We start from the raw sequence: 21,415 nt of genomic DNA, 5'->3' as shown, positions 1-21,415 counted from the left end.
ACGGTATGAAGCTTGCTGTGTTCGCCGCCTACCTCATCGTCGAGATCGGGGTGTTCGTGGCGCTGTGCTATTCCATCGGCTTCGCGTGGGCGGTGCTCATCACCATCCTGGCGACGTTCGTGGGCTTCCTGCTGCTGCGCCGCACCGGCGCGCGGGTGCTCTCCGAGTTGCGCCGGGCCGCCAACGGATACACCGATTCGCGCGCACCACTGGCCGACACCGCCGTGCTGGGGGTATCCAGTGTCCTGCTGTTGGTACCCGGGCTGGTGTCGACGGTGCTGGGCATCCTGTTGCTGATCCCCGGGTTGCGCCGGGTCGCACGGCCGGTCGTGGCCGCGTTCGGTGCCAATCGCATCCTGCGCCGTGTCGAGGGCGCCGGTGTGATGAACCGGTTCAGCCGCGCCACGGTGATCGACGGCGAAGTGGTCGACACCCCGCACTACGGCGGCCATCCCGACGCCGGCCAGGGACGTCACCCGCTTCCCTGACTCCCCGGACTCCCTGACTCCTGACAAACTCCCTGACTCCTGACATAGGTGCACGCCCCGGCACACTCATCCGTCTGCCCGCACCTCCTGACACGGTGCGCCGAGGCGGCAGGCACACTGGACCATTGTGGGAACACACTTGCTCACGGGGGGCCGGATCTATTCGCCCGCCTCGCCTGATGCCACAGCCATGGCCGTCACCGACGGCACCGTCGTGTGGGTGGGGGCCGATCACGTCGGGCGCGCCCTGCATCCCGACGCGCAGATCATCGACCTCGCCGGCGCCTTCGTCGCGCCGGCCTTCGTCGACTCGCATGTCCATCTCACCTCGACAGGACTGTCCCTGGACGGTCTCGATCTCGCCGAGGTGACCGACCGTGAATCGTGCCTTCGCGCGCTCGCCGCGTATTGCGACCGCGCACCCGAGGGCGAGCTGATCTGGGGCCTGGGCTGGGACGATTCGGCCTGGCCGATCCCCGGGCCGCCGACCACCGCCGAGATCGACGCGATCGCGGGCGGTCGGCCGGTGTATCTGGCCCGGATCGACGAACATTCCGCAGCCGCATCGTCGTCGCTGCGGGCCCTGGTCGACGACCTCGAGACACTGCCGGGATTCGATCCCGACCAGCCGCTGACCGCCGAGGCGCATCATCAGGTGCGCGGCCGGGCCCGTGCGCTGATCACGCCCGCGGCCGGTGCGCGTGCCGCGCGACGAGCGCTCGACGACGCACTGGCCCACGGGATCGTCGCCGTCCACGAGAACGGCGGCCCCGACATCAGCGGCCTCGGCGACTTCGCGGCACTGGCGACGATCGATCACCCCGTGCTCATCCGGCGGTACTGGGGTCAGCTGGCCACCGATGCCGATCACGCCCGCGAACTGATGTCGGCCACCGGCGCCGACGCGCTCGGCGGTGACCTCTTCGTCGACGGCGCGATCGGTTCACACACCGCGTTCCTGTCGTCTCCCTACACCGACGACCCGGCCGGCCGGGGCGTCAACTACATCCCGGCCGAGGCGGTTCTGGCCCATCTGCGGGCCTGCACCGCAGCGGGCGTTCAAGCCGGTTTCCACATCATCGGGGATGCGGCGACCGACATCGTGGCGACCGCGCTGGACACCGTCGTCGCCGAATTCGGCTCAGCAGTGGTCGCGCGCTGTGCGCACCGTGTCGAACACGCGGAGATGGTCACCAGAGCCCAGGCGGCTTCGCTCGCGGCGGCCGGCGTCACCGCGAGTATGCAGCCGCTGTTCGACGCGCTGTGGGGCGGACCGGGAGATCTCTACGAGCAGCGCCTCGGCGCCGAGCGTGTGGCGGGCATGAACGATTTCGCGGGACTGGCACGCGAGGGCGTGAACCTGTCGTTCAGCTCCGATTCGCCGGTGACGTCGATGCGCCCCTGGGAGACCATCCGTGCCGCAGCACACCACCATGACCCAGAGAGCGCGGTGTCTCCGCGGGCCGCCTTCGCCGCCTGCACCCGCGGCGGCTGGCGTGCCGGTGGGGTCAACGACGGGGTGAGCGGCACACTGGTGCCCGGTGCGCCCGCGCACTACGCGGTCTGGGACGTCGACGATCTGGTGGTCGCGGCCTCCTCACCACGCGTGCAGCGCTGGTCGACCGATCCGCGCTCGGGCGTGCCGCCGCTGCCCGATGTGTCACCCGGAGCAGCACTGCCGCGGTGTCTGCGCACGGTCAGCGCCGGCGCCGTCGTCTACGACACCGGCGCCCTCGACGCCGCCGAGACCGTATGAGCACCACCGCCGCCGACCCACGGGTCGCCACCACCGAACCTCGCCGATCCCGCCTGCAGCGGATGGCCCCAACGCGAGAATTCCTCGCGCGCACCGCCGGAGCGGTCCTCTCCGGTGTACTGATGTGGGCCTCGTTCCCCCCTCGTGACCTGTGGTTTCTGGCCATCGCGTCACTGGCCGTGTTGTTCGCGACACTGTCGACCGGACGGATCTCGGCGGCGATGGGCGCTTGGGTCGGTTTCGCCTTCGGATTGTCGTTCTTCCTGCCTCTGCTGCCGTGGATCGGCGTCTACGTGGGCCCGTTGCCGTGGGTGGCGCTGTCGGTCGTGCTCGCGGTGTACTACGCACTGTTCGGCGCAGTGGCCACCACGGTCATGCGTCTTCGCGCCGCGCCCGTGTGGTTCGCCGCCTCATGGGTGACGGTCGAATGGGCACGCTCAGCGTTCCCGTTCGGCGGATTCCCCTGGGGGAGAGCAGCATTCAGCCAGATCGGCAGTCCGCTCCTGCCGGTCGCCGCACTGTTCGGCGTGCCGGGACTGTCCTTCGCGGTCGCACTCACCGGCGCGGGACTCGCCTCGCTCATCGCCGTCCTCGTACTGCGGCGCCGACGCGACCAGCCGCTCGTGCGCGTGGGCGCGATCACCGCGGTGATCGCCACACTCGCCGGGCCGATCTGTGCCGCGATCATGTGGGCACCGGTCCACCACGCGAATCACTCCGACGACACGATCACCGTGGCGGCCATCCAGGGCAACGTTCCCCGGCTCGGCCTCGACTTCAATGCGCAGCGACGAGCGGTTCTCGACAACCACATCCGTGAGACCCTCGCCCTGGCCGATCGGATCAACAGCGGGCAGGCTACACGCCCCGACATCGTCATCTGGCCGGAGAACTCCTCCGATATCGACCCGACCGTCAACTCCGACGCCGCCGACGAGATCTCCGGGGCGTCGGAAGCGGTGGGGGCACCGATCATGGTCGGCACGCTGGTCGACGGCGAGCCCGGACCCACCAACTCGGTCCTCGTCTGGGACGGCGCCCGCGGGCCGATCGCGCGGTACGACAAGCAGATCATCCAGCCCTTCGGCGAATACCTCCCGATGCGGTCGTTCTTCCGGCTCTTCTCGTCCTATGCCGACCAGGCCGGACACTTCCAGCCAGGTCACGGGCCCGGTGTGGTGTCGGTGCCGATCACCGGCCGCGACCCGGTCACCGTCGGCATCTCCACCTGCTGGGAGGTCGCATTCGACCGTTCGGCCCGCAAATCCGTCGACCACGGCGCGCAGTTCCTCTCGGTCCCCACCAACAACGCCACCTTCGGCCGCACCGAGATGACCTACCAGCAGCTGGCCATGTCGCAGGTGCGCGCCGTCGAACACGGTCGGGCCGTCGTCGTCGCCGCCACCACCGGCGTCAGCGCAGTGGTGTCACCCGACGGCTCGACCTCGAGCAGGAGTGGGTTCTTCGTCCCCGCGATGCTCGAGGCGGAGATCCCCCTGCACACCGACAAGACCATCTCCGACGTGCTGGGGCAGATTCCTGAGATCGTCGTCGTGGTGTGTACGCTGGCGGGGCTTCTAACGGTCATCGGACTGCGGTTGCGTACGCGGCGCAGCAGCCACGACGACCACACCGATCCGCCCGGTACGGCGGCATCCGGATCAACGGCGCCCGGCTCGCGGGCGCAGCACGCTACCGCGAAGGAGTTCGATGGCAGCCGGGACTGACGGGCCCGACACGAGCGGCGACCGCCACGGTACGACCGCAGTCGTGGGTCCGGGGGGAGACGGCGCTCTCGTCATCATCCCGACATACAACGAGCGCGAGAATCTGCCGAAGATCCTGGAGCGCTTGCGCGCCGCACTCGATTCGGTTGCGGTTCTCGTAGTCGACGACGGCAGCCCCGACGGCACAGGTGAGGTCGCCGACGAGATCGCCGCAGCCGACGACCTCGTCCACGTGCTGCACCGCAGCGAGAAGAACGGGTTGGGCACCGCCTACGTCGAGGGTTTCGAGTGGGGGCTGTCGCGGGGCTATCGAGTCCTGGTGGAAATGGACGCCGACGGCAGTCATCGACCCGAGCAGCTGCACCGTCTCCTCGACCGCGTGAACCAGGGTTACGACCTCGTCATCGGTTCCCGATACGTCCCCGGCGGCGCACTGGTGAACTGGCCGATCCAGCGGGAACTGCTGTCCAAAGGCGCCAACACCTATGCCCGGCTGGCGCTCGGGGCACCGATCCACGACATCACCGCCGGCTACCGCGCCTACCGTCGTGAGGTCCTCGAGAAGCTCGACCTCGACAGCATCGAATCCCACGGTTACGTCTTCCAGATCGACCTGGCCTGGCGCACCGTCCAGGAAGGCTTCGCGGTCGCCGAGGTGCCGATCACCTTCGTCGAACGCGAGATCGGCGAGTCGAAGATGAGCGGGAGCGTGATGGGCGAGGCCTTCACCAAGGTGGCCCGGTGGGGTCTGCAGCGACGCGTCGAACAGGTGCGCTCCGCACTGCGACGGCGTCAGGGCTGATCACCCCCGCGGCAATCACCCCCGCGGCAATCACTCACCCGACGGCAACCACATACGAGAAAGGGCCCGGCTTCGTCCTTCGACGAAGCCGGGCCCTTTCTGACACATCGTGAGTCCGTGATGCCGGGGCTGCGGCGTCGTTCAGATCACCTGAACTCCCACCTGGCCACCAGGTCAGGGCTCGATGGGTCAGCGTGCTCGATAGGTCAGGGGGCCCGTAGGTCAGGGGCTCAGTTACCCACTCCGCGCCGACGCTGCTTGAGCAGGTCCAGACGCTCGTTGAGAAGCACCTCGAGCTCCTCCTCGCTGCGACGTTCGAGCAACATGTCCCAGTGTGTACGGGGCGGCTTGACCTTCTTCTCCTCCGGCTCGGCGCCTTCGAGGATGGTCCCCTCCATGCCGTTCTTGCACGGCCACTTCGAGGGAACCTCCGCGTCGTCGGCGAAGGGGACGTCGAAGATCTCTCCGTTGTCGGTGCGGTACTGCACGATGCGTCGGGGAGCGAGGTCATGATCGCGATCTGTCTCGTAGCTCACCGCTCCGAGACGGCTTCCCCGAAGAACTCGGTCTGCCATTGCTGTGTCCTCTCTTCCAAATCCACTTGCCAGAACGCGCGCACCCTGGTGTGGTATTTCCTCGGCGAGGTGTCTCGCCGAGAAGTGTCGATCCGGGCGTGGGGAGCTGCCGCATCTGCGGACTCGCCCGGCGCGAGCGCCGACGACCCGTGTCGCCGCGCGAACAGCCCGGCTTATTCTACCCGTGATATGTCATGACGGTCGCCACCACGTCGAGGTCGGCGACCTCTGCCGACACGATGGGCCGTGCACCACCCCGACGCGGATCGCCGGTACGGTCGGGGATCATGACAGGGTGCACGTTCTCGTCGGGTCGGCGGCCACGATGACCCGAGCCACGCGACGCCCCTACGCCTGCGCGTGGTGCGGGCGCGAGATGACCGACTCCGAGACCGGGCGCAGGCGCAAATACTGCCGGCAGTCCTGCCGGCAGCGAGCCTACGAACAGCGCAACGCCGTCGCCGGCACCTCGTTGGCCGAGGATTCGGTGATCCTGTCCGCGCAGGAAGCTCAAGACATGCTCGACCGCCTGTTCATGCTGCGGTGCGCGGCCGAGGATCTCGCCACCGCGATCACCGAAGGTGCCGATCGCGACGAACTCAGCGGCCTGTCGGATGAGTTGCTGGTGCTCGCCCGCGACGCCGAACGGATGCGATGAGCAGCGACGCGATATCGAGGACGTGACCATGGCATTGCGTGTCTTCGCCTCGTCGATCGTTGTCTCGCTGATCGCCCTCGTGGTCGCATTCGTCTACGGCGGGTGGGAGGCGGTCGCCCTCGCGGTCATCCTCGGCGTGCTCGAGGTGTCGCTGTCGTTCGACAACGCTGTCATCAACGCCACGATTCTCGAACGCCTCAGCGACTTCTGGCAGCGGATCTTCCTCACTGTCGGTGTCGTGATCGCCGTGTTCGGCATGCGGCTGCTGTTCCCGCTGGTGATCGTGTGGATCACCTCGGGACTCAATCCGGTCGAGGCCTTCGACCTCGCGATGAACCCACCAGCCAACGGCGCCGACACCTTCGCCGACGGATCGCCGAGTTACGAGAAGATCCTCACCGACGCACACCCGCAGATCGCCGCATTCGGCGGCATGTTCTTGTTCATGCTGTTCTGCGACTTCCTGTTCACCCCGCGCGAGGTCACCTGGCTGTCGTGGATCGAACGTCCACTCGCCGCGGTCGGTCGACTGCAACAGGTTCCCGTGGTTCTCTCGCTCATCACCCTGGTGCTGGTGGCCGAGTACCTGGCACCCGATCTGCATCGCTCGACGGTGCTGATCGCCGGGATCCTCGGAATCGTCACCTATCTCGTGGTCAACGGTCTCGCCTCACTGTTCCACACCGACCGGTTCGCAGAGGGGACCAGCGGCGACGGATCGGTGGTCAAGGCGACCGGTCGAGCCGCGTTCTTCCTGTTCCTCTACCTCGAGGTGCTCGACGCGTCGTTCTCGTTCGACGGGGTGATCGGCGCATTCGCGATCACCGCCGACCCGATCATCATCGCGCTCGGACTCGGGTTCATCGGCGCCATGTTCGTTCGATCACTCACCGTCTATCTGGTCCGCGCCGGCACCCTCTCGGAGTACCGCTATCTCGAACACGGTGCGCACTGGGCGATCGGCGCGCTCGCGATCATCTTGTTCATCACCATCTCCCATCACATCAACGATGTGGTGACCGGCCTGATCGGCATCGCATTCATCGGCGCGGCCTTCCTGTCGAGTGTGGTGGCCAACCGACGCGACCGGCGGCGACGAGGGGTCGCCGAGCGGCGCACACAGGCGCAGCATTCGGGCATCGACGGCGACTCCGACGGCAACTCCGGGGCCTCGAGTGAGATCGGTACATCGACGGATACCGGAGCAGCCGGCGAGAGCCAGTCAGACCGATGACGCTCGCGCACAGGGTGACCGACGTGGGCACATGGGTCGGTCGCGTGATCCGCAGCGCACCCGGGACCTACACGTGGCTGGCAGTCCTGTTGGTGACCACGATCCTTCAGCACGTCCTGCCTGCCGATGCGGTCCACCACATCCTCGCCGCACGCTCCACCAATCTGGTTGAGCTGACCCGACACCCGGTCCGTGTGCTGTGGTCGAGCCTGTTCTGGCTCGACGGCGCCTACTGGTTCGCCTATTTCGTGCTCTACAACATCTTTCACGTACCGGTCGAACGGTGGCTGGGTACGGTGCGGTGGCTGGCGGTGTGCCTCATCACGCATATCGGGGCCACCCTGATCAGCCAGGGATTGTTGTCGCTGGCCATCCGCGAGGGCGCCGAACCGATGTCCAAGGCCTACGTCCTCGACTTCGGCGTCAGCTATGCACTCGCCGGTGTCGCCGGCATCCTCACTTACCACATCCGCAGACCGTGGTGCTTCGTCTATGTCGTCGTTGTGGTGGGCTTTCTCGCCATCCCGCTGTTCGGCGATGTCACGTTCACCGACGTCGGTCACTTCACCGCAGCACTGATCGGACTGCTCTGTTACCCGCTGATCCCCGCCGACCGCCGACCTCGACTGTTCGGCGCCAAGCACTCCTCCACAGCACCGGACGGGTGAGCGGCCCCCACGAGCAAGCTGATTGGGCCCGGTATCGTCACCAGTCATGCCCGATGACAACACCGAGTCCCCACGCACCGAGCCGTCAGCGACCACCCAGGTCGTCGAGATGTGGACTGATGGCGCATGTCTGGGCAATCCCGGACCGGGCGGGTGGGGGGCGGTGCTGCGCTACAACGAGCATGAGAAGGAACTCTCCGACGCCGAGCCCGACACCACCAACAACCGGATGGAACTCACCGCGGCCATCCGCGGACTCGAAGCGCTGACCCGTCCCACCCGGGTCGTCCTGCACACCGATTCGACCTATGTGCGCAACGGCATCACCCAGTGGATCAACGGATGGATCGCCAACGGCTGGAAGACCCGCGACAAGAAGCCGGTCAAGAACGCCGAGCTGTGGCGTGAACTGCACGACCTCACCAAACGACACGACGTCGAGTGGCGGTGGGTCAAGGGCCACGCCGGCGACGTCAACAACGAACGCGCCGACGTGCTGGCGACGACGGCCGCCAAGCGACTCAAATCAGGTCGGTGAATCTCAGGTCAGTGAGCCTCGGGTCAGTGAGTTGCTGACACCCCGTGCGGTCTGGGGTCACGGTCACAGATCGCCCAGTGCCACGTCCGGGTCGGCCAGCTTGACCAGGTCGACAGCGGACTGCGCGGCCACCAGTCGCTTCACATCGTCGAGCGCATCCCAGATGTTGACCTGCATACCGGCGAGCACACTGCCCGCCGAGTCCACCCAGAACGCGACGAACTCGCGCCTGTCCAGATCACCGCGCACCACCACCTTGTCGTAGGTGGGCGCGTATCCCGAGTACTCCATACCCAGCTCGTACTGGTCGGTGAAGAAGTAGGGGAGATTCTCGTACTGCGCGTCCTGACCGAGCATGGCCAGCGCCGCGATTGCGGGTTGGTTGAGCGCATTGGCCCAGTGCTCCACCCGAATTCGTTCACCCAGGATCGGATGCTGCGCCGCTGCGATGTCGCCGACCACGAAGATGTCGGGGTCACTGCTCCTCAGTGAGGAGTCCACCGCCACACCGCCGAGGTCGAGGTCGAGGCCGGCCTGCTCAGCCAGCGCCACATCGGGAGCGGCTCCCACCGCCACCAGAACTGTGTCGGCCGAGACGGTTTCACCGCTGCTGAGCTTCACACCGGTCACCGCACCGCCCTCGACAACCAGTTCGTCGGCACTGGTCGACAGTCGCAGATCCACCCCGTGATCGCGGTGAAGAGCCGCGAACACCTCACCCATCTCGGGACCCAGCGCCGTGCGCAACGGCAGTTCGGCCGGGTCGATCACGGTCACTTCGACTCCGCGTCCGCGCGCGCTCGCCGCCACCTCCAGCCCGATCCACCCCGCGCCGACGATGGCGAGGTGTTCGGTGGACTCCAACGCCTTCGACAGCGCCTCCGCCTCGTCGTAGGTGCGCAGCAGATGGACGCCATCGGCGTCGATTCCCGCCAGATCGGGACGCCTCGACGACGATCCGGTGGCGAGCAACAGCTTGTCGTAATGCACCGTCGACTCGTCGGGCAAAGTGACGGTCTTGGCGCCGCGATCAATCGATTCGACGCGTGTACCGGGGCGCAGGTTGATCTTGTTGTCGCGATACCAATCGGCGTCGTGAGTGGTGAAATCGGCGATCTTCTGCTTACCCGCCAGGAACTCCTTGGACAGCGGTGGCCGCTCGTAGGGAAGTCGGTCCTCTCCGGCAATCAGGACGACATCTCCGTCGAAATCATTGGCGCGCAGCGCCTCTGCGCCCTTGGCCGCGGCGAGACCGCCGCCCACGATCACGAATGTCTGATGGGTGGACATGTCGATCACCTCCATAGCGTCGTTGTTTTCGACGCTACACGTGACCCCTGAGCCCATACCTCGGTTGAGCCCCATACCTCGGTTGAGCCTCATGCGTCGATTGACGATCCAGCCACCGGTCGTTGTGCGCGGCAGGCCTCTCACGTGGACGTCTTGTGTGGACCTCTCGCGTGGACCTCTTGCGTGGACCTCTCGCGTGGACGCGGCCTGCACCGAGCCCCTAGGTTGGGACGATGGCAGTCCGACAGGGTACGCACATTCGACGCGAGACACCGGCCCCCACCCGATCCGCCGACGAGTCGGCGTTCTGGTCCGATGTGGATCGTCACGTGATCCGCTACGGCGGCTCGTTCAGCCCCGAGATCATCGAGTCCGCCTCCGGCAGCTACGTCTACACCGCCGACGGTCGCGCACTCCTCGACTTCACCTCGGGCCAGATGTCGGCGATCCTCGGTCATTCCCATCCCGAGATCGTGGCCACCGTGACACGCCAGATGGCAACGGCCGATCACCTGTTCAGCGGGATGCTTTCGCGCCCGGTTGTCGATCTGAGTCGCCGTCTCGCGCAGACACTTCCCGAGCCGCTGGAGAAGGTCATCCTGCTGACCACCGGTGGCGAGTCCAACGAGGCCGCGCTTCGAATGGCCAAGCTCGTCACCGGCGGCCATGAGGTGGTGTCGTTCTCACGGTCGTGGCACGGCATGACCCAGGGCGCGGTCGCCGCCACCTACAGTTCGGGCCGACGCGGTTACGGTCCGGTGGCCCCCGGCAACTTCGCATTGCCCACACCCGACGCCTTTCACCCCACGTTCACCCATCCCGACGGCAGCCTGGACTGGCAGCGCCAGCTCGACATGGGCTTCGACATGGTCGACGCACAATCGACGGGCGCGCTCGCCGCCGCGATCGTGGAACCGATCCTGTCCTCCGGCGGCATCATCGACCTTCCCCAGGGCTATCTCGCTGCGCTGAAACGCAAATGCGAGGAGCGGGGGATGCTGCTGATCGTCGACGAGGCACAGACCGGACTGTGTCGCACCGGTGACTGGTATGCCTTCGAACGCGACGGCATCGTCCCCGACATCCTGACGCTGTCGAAGACCCTCGGCGCGGGATTGCCGCTCGCGGCGATGATCACGTCGCCGGAGATCGAACGCGCCGCACACGAACGGGGTTTCCTGTTCTTCACCACGCACGTGTCCGATCCACTGGTCGCCGCGGTGGGCAACACCGTGCTCGACATCCTCGAGCGCGACTCGATGGCCGAACAGGTCGCACGGTCGGGGGACCGGCTGCGCACCGGACTCACCGACATAGCCTCGCGCCACGCGGTGGTGGGGGATGTGCGCGGGCGGGGGTTGCTGCAGGGCATCGAGCTCGTGACACCCGAGGACGCTGGGGGATCGGCGGTCGCCACCGGGCGCGACGCATTGGGCGCGGCGATCACCGAGCGGTGTCTGGAACTCGGTTTGCACATGAACGTGGTCCAGTTGCCGGGTATGGGCGGTATCTTCCGAATCGCACCGCCGCTCAACGCCTCTGACGCCGAACTCGATCTGGGGCTGGCCATTCTCGACCAGGCGATCGGTGACGCTGCCGCGAACACGGGGGACCGACCGGCCTGAGGCAGGTAGCGTCGAGTCGTGAGCAGGCGCGTACAGCTCGACGGTTACGGATCGGTCGACCAGCTCCACATCGCCGAGGTGCCCATACCGACGCCGGGCCCGGGGCAGGTGCTCGTGCGGGTACTGGCAGCGGGTATCAACCCGGGCGAATCCCGCATCCGCCGTGGTGAACTGGCCACCAGGTTTCCGTCGACCTTCCCCTCCGGACAGGGCAGCGATGTCGCCGGACTCGTCGCCGCCGCCGCACCCGACGCCGACGGGGCCCCGCCGGTGGGCAGCGAGGTGATGGGATGGTCGGACGAACGTTCGTCGCAGGCCGACCATGTGGCGTTGCCCGCCGCGCATGTGATCGTCAAGCCGCCGACACTCGATTTCTACCGGGCCGGCTCGATGTTCGTCGCCGGGACCACCGCCTATGCCGCGGTCCGCTCTCTGCGGCTCAACGGATCCGACACGCTCGCGGTGAGCGGCGCGGCCGGCGGGGTCGGTTTTCTCGCCGTGCAGCTCGCCGCGCGGACCGGCGCACGCGTCATCGGGATCGCCGGTCAGTCGTCGGCCGCGTATCTGCGGTCGGTGGGCGTGGACCACGTCGCATACGGCGACGGCCTCGCCGACCGGCTGCGCGACGCCGCCCCGAGCGGCATCACCGCCTTTCTGGACACCCACGGCAGCGGCTACGTGGAACTCGCGCTGTCACTCGGAGTCCACACCAGCCGCATCGACACGATCGCCGACTTCGCCGCCGTCGATCGGTTCGGAGTCCGGTCGGTGGGCAACGCCGAGGGTTCGTCGACGACCGTGTTGTCTGCGATCGCTGAGCTGGTCGCCTGGGGCGCGGTGCGGATGCCGGTCGCCGCGGTGTATCCGCTGCAGTCGGTCCGTGAGGCCTACGCTGAACTCGACACCGGACACACCCACGGAAAGATCGTGTTGTCCACCGAGCTACCTGAGCCTCTGCGGCCCGACAACCGTTGAGGGGCAACGTAAGTGGCCTCCGCCACCGAGCTGATCGGTGGCCTCCGCCACGGGGACGATCGGTGGCCTCCGCCATGGGGACTCGGCTCGTACCGGCCGCAGGAGTCCAGGCTGCAGGGTCAGAACACCCGCTCAGACCGAATAGGCCTGCCGCATGATCTCGACGAGTTCCTGTGCGTCGGCGGGCTCGTCGCCCTCACGCCATGCCAGCCACACCTCGACCGGCGGCACGTTGCGTAAGCGGCGGTAGGTGACCCCGGTCCGCGCATATTGACCCACTGTGGCCTCGGGGGTGATGCCCACCGCGCGTCCGCCGGCGATGAGAGTGAGCCATTCGTCGACGTTGTGGGTACGGCGCACATGAGCTGGTCCCTCGGTCCCTGCCCACAGCTCCGGTGTGGTGGTGCCCGACTGGGGATCGACCGCGACAGTCCGATCAGCCAGGTCGGCCAGGTCCAGTCGACGCCGACGTGCCAGCGGGTCGCGCGTCGACAACGCGGCATGCCGCGGCTCGGTACCCACACGTTCGGCGTGCACCCGACGATTCTGGGCGCGACGACGCAGGACGGCGAAATCCACCCATTTCTCCGTCAGGCCCGCGACCGCGGAATCGGATTGCACGAACAGCAGTTCGCGATCGGGATGCCGGGCAGTCCACTCGTCACCGACGGTCACCGTGTGTGCTCCCAGCGCACCCCATGAGTAGCCGATACGCACCTCGGTGGCGTAGCTGTCGAGTGCGGTGACGATCGAGTCGGCCTCGGCCAGCGTCCGCCGTGCCGGGCCGATGATCCGCTTGCCCGCCTCGGTCAGCGTGGTCTCGCGCAGGCCCCGTTCGAGCAGTCGCACCCCCAATTCCCGTTCCAGCGCGGCCACCGACCGTGAGACCGCGGCCTGCGAGAGATCGAGCACGAGGGCCGCGTCGGTGAAGGTGCGCTCCTCGACCACGGCCAGAAAGGCACGCAGGTGGCGGATCTGAAGTCCCATACGCAAATGGTATAGCTGGTGCGCAGCGATCATTTTGCAGCCGGTCGGGCACCGGCCACACTCATCTGTCATGACCATCGAGTCGCACACCAACGATGCGCCGACCCCGGTCTCGGCGGGCTCGGCGCGTTCCTCGCGGGAGACCGCAGCGGGTGTCGGGCTGTCGCTGACGGGCAGCCTCAGTAATCAGACGGGTGCCGCGCTGGCCGCGCTGGCCTTCCCGGCGATCGGCCCGGCAGGCGTCGTGGCGGTCCGCCAGCTCATCGCCGCCGTGACCCTGGGGATCGTGGGTCGGCCGACGGTTCGCGGACTCCGGTGGGCCCAGTGGTGGCCGATCCTCGCGCTCGCGGCGACCGTGTGTGTGATGAACCTCGCCCTCTACACCGCTATCGAGCGGGTCGGCCTCGGTCTGGCGGTATCGCTGGAATTCCTCGGGCCACTGGCGGTGGCGCTGTGGGCATTCCGGCGATCACGCGAAGGTCTGCTGGCGGTGATCGTCGCCCTCGGCGTCTACGTTCTGGTGCTCCCGGGCCCGTCCACCGACTACCTCGGGGTGGGACTGGCGCTGGTGGCAGCCGCCTGCTGGGCGAACTACATCGTCCTCAATCAGGTTCTCGGGCAGCGGGTTGCGGGTATCACCGGCACAGCACTGGCCACCATGATCGCCGCGGTGGTGTATGCGCCGCTGACGGTCGCGCTCATCGTGTCAGGGCGACTGCACGGCGCAGCGCTGGGATACGCGGTGGCAGCGGGCATTCTCGCCTCCGCGATTCCCTACGCCGTCGACCTGCTGGCACTTCGGCGTGCGGACCCCGGGCTGTTCGCCACCCTCACCAGCCTCAACCCGGTGTGGGCCGCACTACTGGGCATGGTCACCCTCGGCGAGTACCTCACCGCCCACGAATGGATCGGGATGTCGTTGATCGTCGCGTCCAACGTCGCCGCAGTCCTGTCGCTGCGGCGCGCGGCGTCGCGGTCCCGCGCGGCGGCTCCCGAACTGCCGCTGACAGCACTGCCGATTCAGGCACCACCGGTCGATCAGCTCCCCGGCGACGATCAGCTCCCCGGCAACGCCGTCGTTTCGCCGGGACGGTCCCGCGTGCCGTTCGTCAGACCGCTGTGTAGCCGCCGTCGACCACGAACTGCGCACCGTTGATGAAGGTGGACGTGTCCGACAGCAGGAACAGGACCATATTCGCGACCTCCTCGACCGTGCCCAGACGGCCGATCGGATGTTTGGCGACCAGCCCGTTGTAGGCGTCACGATCCATGTTCGCCAGCAGCGGGGTCTCGATGTAGCCCGGATGCACGGAGTTGATGCGGATGCCCTGGGCGGCATAGCCGGCGCCGGCCGCCTTCGTCATCCCGGCGACACCGTGTTTGGCCGTGGTGTACGGCGTCGCGGTCGGTTCGCCGACCACACCGAGGATCGAGGAGGTGTTCACGATCGCACCACCGCCGGCAGCGAGCATCGCCGGGATCTCGTAGCGCATACCGAAATACACCGAGTCGAGGTTGATCCCGATCAGCTTCTTGTACGCGGCGAAGCCGTCGGAGTCGTCGTAGTCGCCGAGCAGTCCGGTGGGTCCGGAGATACCCGCGTTGTTCAGCGCGAGGTCGAGTTTGCCGAATGCGCTCACCGTCTGGTCGACGGCGTTCTTGACCTGCGCCGGGTCGGATACGTCGACCTCCACGGCCACGGCTGTACCACCGGCGCCGGTGATCTCCTCGACCACATCCTGCGCCGCATCTTTGCGTAGGTCGGCCACCGAGACCGCGGCTCCCTGCGCGGCCAGCGCCACCGCCACCGCCTTGCCGATACCCGACGCGCCGCCGGTTACCAATGCAACCTTGTTGAGGAAAGCATCTGCCATGTTCTCTTCTCCTTCGTTGTCGTCTTCTCCGCAGTCGTCTCCTCGGCCATCGCCGAATCGATCGATGCACTCCGACATGGGCCCGCGGCTGTCAGGCGTTGCGCGCCATATACATTCACCCGTATGCGCGCGCGATCTCGAGCGCTTCACGCCGGTACCCGCCGCCGAACACCACCGCGTGCATGAGGACCATCGACAGCTGATGCAGCCGCACTCGTTCACCCCAGCCACCGGCGAGTGGATGAACCTCGTTGTAGCCGTTGATGATCCGGTCGAGATAGGGGCAGCCGAACAACGCCAGCGCAGCGAGGTCGGTCTCTCGGTGACCGACGTGCGCCGAGGGGTCGATGAGTACACATCCGTCGGAGGTCCACATGAGGTTGCCCGACCACAGGTCACCGTGCAGGCGTGCGGGGGAGTCGCCGGTCTCGAACTCGCCGTCGCGGAGGCGCTGCGCCAGACGCTCGAAGACCGCAACTCCTGTCGCGTCATATCCCGCGTCGGGTACCAGCGACATCAGCTGATTCTCTGCGTACATGACTCCCCAGCTCTCCTGAGGTGTCAGCGGGAGGTCGAGCAGGCGCTGGTTGGGTCCGCGGTAGCCGCTGCCCTCCCAGCCGCGGGGGCCCTCACCCCAGTTGACGTCGTGCACATCGTGGGTAACGGCCAGGCGACGACCGAAATCTGACGCGGCGTCCGGCGACGCGCCGGTCTCGACGACCCGCGACTCGGTCAATCCGCCGCTGTCGAGCCCGACCACCTCGACCACATCCGCCCCGCCGGCAGACTTCTGCTCGGCCAGCCAGGACAGGCCCGCGACCTCCCAGTGAGCCGGACGACCGGTGGTTCGCTTGGTGAACGTCTCCATCACGACCGAGTGTACGCATCCACAGCGCGATCCCGCTGACGTCGAGCGTCGACCGAGATTGACCAATCATGCTGCAACCAAAGGCGTTTCGTCCGATTCGCGCGTATCGGGTATGCCGCAACGGACAGGCCGGCCATTCGAGGGGCAGGACGCCAGAAGGGGACGGGTCAGGGCTCGGGTGGCGGAGGCGTCGCGAGATCGAACCAGATCTGCGCCATCCGACGTGCATCCTCGGTCAGCACCGAATAGGGGAACGGGGTTGCGCCACGGCGCGCGATCACGCTCTCGAGGTAGTCGCGCACAAGCCACACCTCGGCAGGATCGCTCGTGCGCGCGGCCATTGCGGCGTCGAGTTGACCGGTGGTGAACCCGAGACGTTGGCGCAACTCCTCGGTCGTCAGACCGGAGATGACGAGATTCGCGCCGAGCTCGTCGCTCGTGCGGTGCCGCTCCCGGGCATTCAGCGACATGGCTGTGACGTCATCTCAGGTGCGACGAGACTGCGGCCTAGCGGGCGAGCGGGCTGTAGAACACCAGCCCGTTGCCCTTGTTGTCATAGACCACGGCGCGGCGTTCGTGCGCGTCGTCGTAGGGCCCCTTCACGATTCCCCCGCCGCTCTCCTCAACCGCCTTGGCACTCCCGTCTACATCGTCGGTCTTGATGCCGACGACCACCTGACCGGGAATCGGATGGTCCACGTCCGTTGCGAGGGCCAGCGTCACCGAACCGCCGTCGAGCGCTGCGTAATGCGCGCCGTCGCGGAACTTCAGCGTCATCCCCACTGTCTCGGTGTAGAACTTGATCGATGCGTCGAGATCGTCTGTGGAAAGCACGATCATGCGCACGTCGTTGTCACTCACTGTGTTGTTCCCTTCTCCTGGTCGGGTGATGAACCCGGCCGCCGTGGCGATTCAGTGCGTCTGTGCGGCGTTCGGGTCTTCCTTCACGTATGTGCTCGCGAGTTCCGACAGTCGCCGGAACACCCGTTTGGACGACTCGGCCCACGGCATCAGGATCGGGAAGACGTGGAACATGCCGTACTCCTCCATCTCCTCCACCTGTACACCAGCCTTCTTGAGACTCTCGGTGAATTCGCGGATCCCGTCGCGGAACATCTCGTCGGATCCCCAGCAGATGAACGTCGGGGGAAACCATTCCGGGTCGGGTTCGGCGTAGATCGCCGAGACCCGCCCGTCGTTGGGTTGCACGCCATGCAGATACGGGGTGACCGGAACGTTCCACGGGAGGATGTCGAACTGCGCGTTCTCGGTGATCGAGGGATGGTCGAGGTCGAGGTCGACTTCGGGGGAGAACAACGCCACTGCCGCGGGCATCGGGCGGTTGTGGGTGTGCAGATAGCCGATGAGTGAGGTGGCCAGCCCGCCGCCTCCGGAGTCGCCGGCGATCACGAGGTGGTCGGGGGAGACCCCGCGGTCGAGCAGACCCTGATAGACATCGGCGGCGTCGAGGACACCGGCCGGGAACGGGAATTCGGGCGCCATCCGGTAGTCGGCGATGAACACCTCGGCACCGGTCACGTCGACCAGTGACGCGGCGAAGGCCGCGTACATGATCGGCGACGTCCCGATGTAGCCGCCGCCGTGCAGGTAGAGGATCGTCGCGCCGATGGTCTGTTTCTCGCCGCTGTCGTCGACGTATTCGTCGGTGCTCGCCTTCGCGCGGCACCACAGACCGGGAACACCGCCGATGGTGTCGCGTTTGATCTCCACACCGTCGGTGAGCCCGACGAACGGCGGCACCACGACGCGGCAGATCGTGTCGAGGATCTTCTCCATCGACCGGAACTCCTCGATGGGCAGTCCCATCGAGTACCCCATGAACGAGCGGACCGCCTGCCGGGTGACCGACTGCCCGAGGTTGTCCAACAGCCCCGAAGGTCCCTTCCACGGTTTGCGGAAGGGTACCCGCGCCAGCCCGTTGAGCATGCTCTCGCCGAGCCCGGCGATCGTCAGAGCGGTCACCGGCGCCGAAGCGGTTTCGACTTCAGGTCGATCGGCCATCACCATGAGCTCTACAGTAGGCCCCCGGGCAACGGCAGAGCCGTGTACGCACCGCGACAGGGCCGCTGCTGGCTGCGACCGTGTTCACATCGGCGCAGTTCCGGCGATCACCGCCCTTCGTGGCGACCGCGCGCACCGTTCGACGACATCTCGGCTTCGCGATCCTCGGCCCTGTCGTCAGCGTCGCCGCGGCCATCGTCGCTGCGCTCAGCATCGGCGGCACGTGACTGCGCAGTGTCGGTGGCGCCGTCGCCGGTATCGATAGCGGTCGACGGGCGGGTCCGGGAACCCCCGTCGTTCAGGGTGACCCAGTTGCCCGAACGCTTGGCCGCGGTGCGCGCATCGTATTCACGGTCGATCTGACCGAGACCGAGGCTGCGACCCCCGTTGGTCATCATGTCGACCGACACCGAGTTCTCCAGATCGGTGATCGGGTCGTAACCGTTGTCGTCGTACCCGTTGTCGTCGCGGTGGCTGTTGTCGTGATGGCTCTTGTCGCCGTCGGACCGTCCGGTGTCCTCGGAGTCGTCGCGTGCTGTCGACGACTGCCCGTGCTGCTCACCGTCGCCGGCCTCATCGTCATCGGCCTTGAACAGCGGCTTACCGGTGTCAGGATCGATCCCGTGGTGGCGCAGCACCTGTGCTCGATTGGCCATACCGTGGCGCATCATGCCGCCCTGTGCGGCCGCCATCATGGTGGTCTTGCCCGCCAGGATCCGGTCGACCTCGCGCGATTCACGCCAGCGCTTGCCGATGAACATCGTGACCACACCGATCAGTGCGTACACCCCCATCAGCAGGAACCCCTGCCAGTAGGGCGCGCCCACGCCGTAGAGCTGACGCTTGATCATCTCGGTGATGCCGTGACCCACCACGTAGGGCTGCAGATGCCCGAAGAACGACGGCACCATCCACGCCGGGAACGCCGCGCCTGACGAGGGGATCGACAAGAACACGAACAACAGCAGCGCCGGACCGGTGATGAACCGGCCGAAGAAGTACGACAACCCGTTGGTGAACAGCCCGATCGCCAGGATCCACAGGAAGGCGATTCCGAACATGGCACCGAAGTGACTTGCCGGGTAGACACCGATCGCCAGTCCGGCAAGCAGATTGGCGAGCAACGACAGCACCAGCGCGCCGCCGACCAGGATCCCCACCCGCATGAGGTGGCTCAACGGGGCACCCATCATGCCGATGAACATCGCCACCATGTAACCGGCGATACACCACGACATCATCATGTACATCGCGCCCTGACCGAACGAGTCCGATGGCGGCAACGGTGCGATGTCGGTGATCTGGACACCGCCGGACGTCGCGAAGATCTGCTGGAACGAGACCTTCACCAGGCTGGCCGCCTGGTACTGGTGCGCGGTGGCGATCACCAGTTCCGCCTTCTGCCCCGGCTGCGCCGGGACGGTCAGAGCCGCGGCATTGTGTCCGGCGCGCACGCTCTCGATCGCGTCGTCTTTGTCGGAGATGAAGCTGAACTGGAACATCCCCGGAGATGCCGTGTCGACCCGATCGGTCACCACCGATGCCGACGGTGTGTTCATCACCGCAACGGGGATGTCGTGCATCTTGGGCGAATGGAACGCCATGATGTAGCAAAGGCAGAACGCGGTGATGAAGAACACCGGCAGCCACAGCTGCAGGCCGATCATCTGAGCCGCAGGTGGCAACTTGCTGTAGGTGTTTCGCCACCGCGTGGTGAGTGAAGACGTCATGGATCTCCTTGGGACATCAGAACTATTCAGGACAAGACGGCCCGACAATCGCCGGGCCTTGTCGATCGGATCACGTCCGATCGGGGAAATCGGTGGAGTGCCGCTGTTCGTTCGGCAATTCGGCTCAGGCTTCGAGCGCGACCACATCGGGCGCGGCACCCGGACCACGCGCGGGCGGGTGGAGCATCGGCCCCAACGCCTCCAGGCAATCGCGCAACACCGACACGAACTGCTCTGGCGGCATCTTCGCCGCGGACTCGACCGCGATGCGGTTGGCCTCGCCCACACAGGCCGCGACCACGCGCGCCTGGACCGACTCGGCATCGAGGTGCAGTCGCCGTGCCAGATGCGGACGAAGCGCATCGTGAGACGACGTCTGGATTCTCAACCAGGTTGGCCGCAGTGGCGGTGAGGTGAGCAGTTCCCGGACGAAGGAGCGGGTCCGCTCTCCGGCGTGGCCACGTGCGGCCGCATCTGCGGAGACCAGCAGGCTCTCGATCACCGATTCGTCGCCGGGCCGTTCGCTGAAGGCCGCCACATATCGTGACCACCCCTCCTGCAATGCCGGGGTGATGACATCTTCCTTGGTGGGGAAGTAGCGGTAGAGCGTTCGCGCCGAGACCTCGGCCGCCGCCGCGATCTGGTCCATGGTGGTCTCGTGGAAACCCTGTGCGATGAAGAGTCGGATCGCGGTGTCGGAGATGTCGATGAGCAACTTCTGCTGGCGCCGCGCACGGGGCGAGAGTTGATCATCAGACACTGGATCCACTGTATGCCTAGATGTCAGATTCTGCCAATATGGCAGTTTGTGGCATTCGGGGGCTGCGGTATCCGCGGGTCATCGGGGCCGAGGTCGGTGTGTGACGCATGTGCACGCTGCCTCTCAGATCCGCGAGACGGCGAATCTCGCCGCGGACAGCGTGTCCCCGTCGACCGCGTACAGCACATGCAGGCCGTTGGGTTGTTGCAGGGGGGCACCGTCGCACACGGTGTCGCCCGGGATGCAGTAGCGAACGGTTCGCGGAACCAACGCGGGGTCGACGGTCAGATCCGGTGCACCGGCATCGTCGAGAAAGCGGTGCGACGGGGGCGCGAAGAGCACCATCGCGGCGATGTGCCCCCGGACATCTCGAGCGAGCGGACCAGGGATGTCGGCGGCGAACCGCCTGTACTGCTGCTTCACCGAGATCGAGTCGCCGGCGGCATAACCCACCACCGCTGCGCCCTGCGAATACCCACCGAGCACGATTCGGGTGCGCGGACACGCTGCAGCCGTCGAGGTCACCTCGCGCTGGGTGTCATCGATCCCGTCGACCACGGTCTGGGCGAATGCGAGCCGATTCTGGAAGTCGGCGCTCGCGGGGTAATTCACCCCGTACACGCGCAGCGAGCGCGCACCGAGCTGGGTCTGCAGCGCCGCGACGAACGAGGTGCCGGTGACACCGACCGGACCACCGGGTTCGGCGGTGCCCCGCGCGAACACCACCGAAACGTCCGGACATCCCTGCGCCGAAGCAACGGGCAGCTGCACTGTCACCCCCGCGGCGACCATCGTCAGCACAGCGGACAAGATGACGAACACTCGCGTGGTCATGCCA

General features: G+C 66.8%; 22 protein-coding genes. 11 read left to right on the top strand and 11 right to left on the bottom strand.

Features of this window, described 5'->3' with window-relative positions:
- Nucleotides 1–5: 5 nt before the first annotated feature.
- The 4 genes from IEW22_RS05140 to IEW22_RS05125 all read left to right on the top strand — a co-directional run bounded on the left by IEW22_RS05140 (nt 6) and on the right by IEW22_RS05125 (nt 4,773).
- Nucleotides 6–488 carry an FxsA family protein gene (locus IEW22_RS05140; protein WP_188585536.1) on the top strand — a complete coding sequence of 161 codons (483 nt, stop codon included), beginning with the start codon at nt 6–8 and terminating at the stop codon, nt 486–488.
- Nucleotides 489–615: 127 nt separating this feature from the next.
- A complete protein-coding gene (locus IEW22_RS05135) occupies nt 616–2,244 on the top strand; it encodes an amidohydrolase (RefSeq protein ID WP_188585535.1) in 1,629 nt (542 codons plus the stop codon).
- A gap of 62 nt (nt 2,245–2,306) precedes the next feature.
- Nucleotides 2,307–3,971, top strand: a complete 1,665-nt coding sequence (gene lnt, locus IEW22_RS05130; RefSeq protein WP_229742209.1) for an apolipoprotein N-acyltransferase — start codon at nt 2,307–2,309, stop codon at nt 3,969–3,971.
- Nucleotides 3,955–4,773 (top strand): polyprenol monophosphomannose synthase, encoded by an 819-nt coding sequence (locus IEW22_RS05125; protein ID WP_188585533.1) that lies wholly within the window; start codon nt 3,955–3,957, stop codon nt 4,771–4,773. Before lnt ends, IEW22_RS05125 begins: the two co-directional genes overlap by 17 nt.
- Nucleotides 4,774–5,003: 230 nt before the next feature.
- Here IEW22_RS05125 and IEW22_RS05120 read toward each other — a convergent pair whose 3' ends face one another.
- Nucleotides 5,004–5,348 (bottom strand): RNA polymerase-binding protein RbpA, encoded by a 345-nt coding sequence (locus IEW22_RS05120; RefSeq protein WP_188585532.1) that lies wholly within the window; start codon nt 5,346–5,348, stop codon nt 5,004–5,006.
- A gap of 325 nt (nt 5,349–5,673) precedes the next feature.
- Between IEW22_RS05120 and IEW22_RS05115 the strand changes: the two genes are divergently transcribed.
- Genes IEW22_RS05115 through rnhA form a run of 4 tightly spaced genes read left to right on the top strand, consistent with a single transcriptional unit; the run spans nt 5,674 to nt 8,446 of the window.
- Nucleotides 5,674–6,006, top strand: a complete 333-nt coding sequence (locus IEW22_RS05115; RefSeq protein ID WP_188585657.1) for a hypothetical protein — start codon at nt 5,674–5,676, stop codon at nt 6,004–6,006.
- A gap of 28 nt (nt 6,007–6,034) precedes the next feature.
- The gene (locus IEW22_RS05110) at nt 6,035–7,240 is read left to right on the top strand and encodes a DUF475 domain-containing protein (RefSeq protein WP_188585531.1); all 1,206 of its coding nucleotides are present in this window, start codon (nt 6,035–6,037) and stop codon (nt 7,238–7,240) included.
- Complete coding sequence (locus IEW22_RS05105; protein WP_188585530.1) at nt 7,237–7,908, top strand: rhomboid-like protein; 672 nt, start codon at nt 7,237–7,239, stop codon at nt 7,906–7,908. The genes IEW22_RS05110 and IEW22_RS05105 overlap by 4 nt, the downstream gene beginning before the upstream one ends.
- 46 nt (nt 7,909–7,954) lie before the next feature.
- The gene (gene rnhA, locus IEW22_RS05100) at nt 7,955–8,446 is read left to right on the top strand and encodes a ribonuclease HI (RefSeq protein ID WP_188585529.1); all 492 of its coding nucleotides are present in this window, start codon (nt 7,955–7,957) and stop codon (nt 8,444–8,446) included.
- Between the two features lie 63 nt (nt 8,447–8,509).
- Here the strand turns inward: rnhA and IEW22_RS05095 are convergent, their stop codons facing one another.
- Entirely contained in the window at nt 8,510–9,736 is a 1,227-nt protein-coding gene (locus IEW22_RS05095; protein ID WP_188585528.1) for an NAD(P)/FAD-dependent oxidoreductase, read from the bottom strand.
- Nucleotides 9,737–9,969: 233 nt separating this feature from the next.
- Here IEW22_RS05095 and IEW22_RS05090 point away from each other — a divergent pair, with 233 nt between their 5' ends.
- Nucleotides 9,970–11,361, top strand: coding sequence for an aspartate aminotransferase family protein (locus tag IEW22_RS05090; RefSeq protein ID WP_188585527.1), 1,392 nt, complete (start codon nt 9,970–9,972; stop codon nt 11,359–11,361).
- 18 nt (nt 11,362–11,379) lie between these two features.
- The gene (locus IEW22_RS05085; protein WP_188585526.1) at nt 11,380–12,336 is read left to right on the top strand and encodes an NADP-dependent oxidoreductase; all 957 of its coding nucleotides are present in this window, start codon (nt 11,380–11,382) and stop codon (nt 12,334–12,336) included.
- A gap of 132 nt (nt 12,337–12,468) precedes the next feature.
- Here IEW22_RS05085 and IEW22_RS05080 read toward each other — a convergent pair whose 3' ends face one another.
- Nucleotides 12,469–13,323 (bottom strand): LysR family transcriptional regulator, encoded by an 855-nt coding sequence (locus IEW22_RS05080; RefSeq protein WP_188585525.1) that lies wholly within the window; start codon nt 13,321–13,323, stop codon nt 12,469–12,471.
- Between the two features lie 70 nt (nt 13,324–13,393).
- On the opposite strand from IEW22_RS05080, the gene IEW22_RS05075 reads away from it, so the two are divergent.
- A complete protein-coding gene (locus tag IEW22_RS05075) occupies nt 13,394–14,479 on the top strand; it encodes an EamA family transporter (RefSeq protein WP_188585524.1) in 1,086 nt (361 codons plus the stop codon).
- Here IEW22_RS05075 and IEW22_RS05070 read toward each other — a convergent pair.
- The 8 genes from IEW22_RS05070 to IEW22_RS05035 form a co-directional block, all read right to left on the bottom strand.
- Entirely contained in the window at nt 14,433–15,197 is a 765-nt protein-coding gene (locus IEW22_RS05070) for an SDR family NAD(P)-dependent oxidoreductase (protein ID WP_188585523.1), read from the bottom strand. The two genes, IEW22_RS05075 and IEW22_RS05070, sit on opposite strands and share 47 nt — an antisense overlap.
- Before the next feature lie 115 nt (nt 15,198–15,312).
- Nucleotides 15,313–16,065, bottom strand: a complete 753-nt coding sequence (locus IEW22_RS05065; RefSeq protein ID WP_188585522.1) for a fructosamine kinase family protein — start codon at nt 16,063–16,065, stop codon at nt 15,313–15,315.
- 167 nt (nt 16,066–16,232) lie between these two features.
- On the bottom strand, nt 16,233–16,535 hold the full coding sequence (locus IEW22_RS05060) for a DUF2316 family protein (protein ID WP_188585521.1): 303 nt from the start codon (nt 16,533–16,535) through the stop codon (nt 16,233–16,235).
- A 37-nt stretch (nt 16,536–16,572) separates the two neighbouring features.
- Nucleotides 16,573–16,926, bottom strand: coding sequence for a VOC family protein (locus tag IEW22_RS05055; RefSeq protein WP_188585520.1), 354 nt, complete (start codon nt 16,924–16,926; stop codon nt 16,573–16,575).
- Nucleotides 16,927–16,977: 51 nt separating this feature from the next.
- Nucleotides 16,978–18,093 (bottom strand): alpha/beta hydrolase, encoded by a 1,116-nt coding sequence (locus tag IEW22_RS05050; protein ID WP_188585519.1) that lies wholly within the window; start codon nt 18,091–18,093, stop codon nt 16,978–16,980.
- A 101-nt stretch (nt 18,094–18,194) separates the two neighbouring features.
- Nucleotides 18,195–19,817, bottom strand: a complete 1,623-nt coding sequence (locus IEW22_RS05045; protein ID WP_188585518.1) for an ABC transporter permease — start codon at nt 19,815–19,817, stop codon at nt 18,195–18,197.
- Between the two features lie 124 nt (nt 19,818–19,941).
- Nucleotides 19,942–20,577 (bottom strand): TetR/AcrR family transcriptional regulator, encoded by a 636-nt coding sequence (locus tag IEW22_RS05040; RefSeq protein WP_188585517.1) that lies wholly within the window; start codon nt 20,575–20,577, stop codon nt 19,942–19,944.
- A gap of 123 nt (nt 20,578–20,700) precedes the next feature.
- Nucleotides 20,701–21,411: a cutinase family protein gene (locus IEW22_RS05035; protein WP_188585516.1), complete on the bottom strand. Its 711-nt coding sequence runs from the start codon at nt 21,409–21,411 to the stop codon at nt 20,701–20,703.
- Nucleotides 21,412–21,415: the final 4 nt, after the last annotated feature.

It is taken from the genome of Gordonia jinhuaensis (assembly GCF_014639795.1).
Lineage (GTDB): Bacteria > Actinomycetota > Actinomycetes > Mycobacteriales > Mycobacteriaceae > Gordonia_B > Gordonia_B jinhuaensis.
Note: the sequence above shows the minus strand (reverse complement) of the source record. Positions and strands in the feature narration are given on the sequence as shown.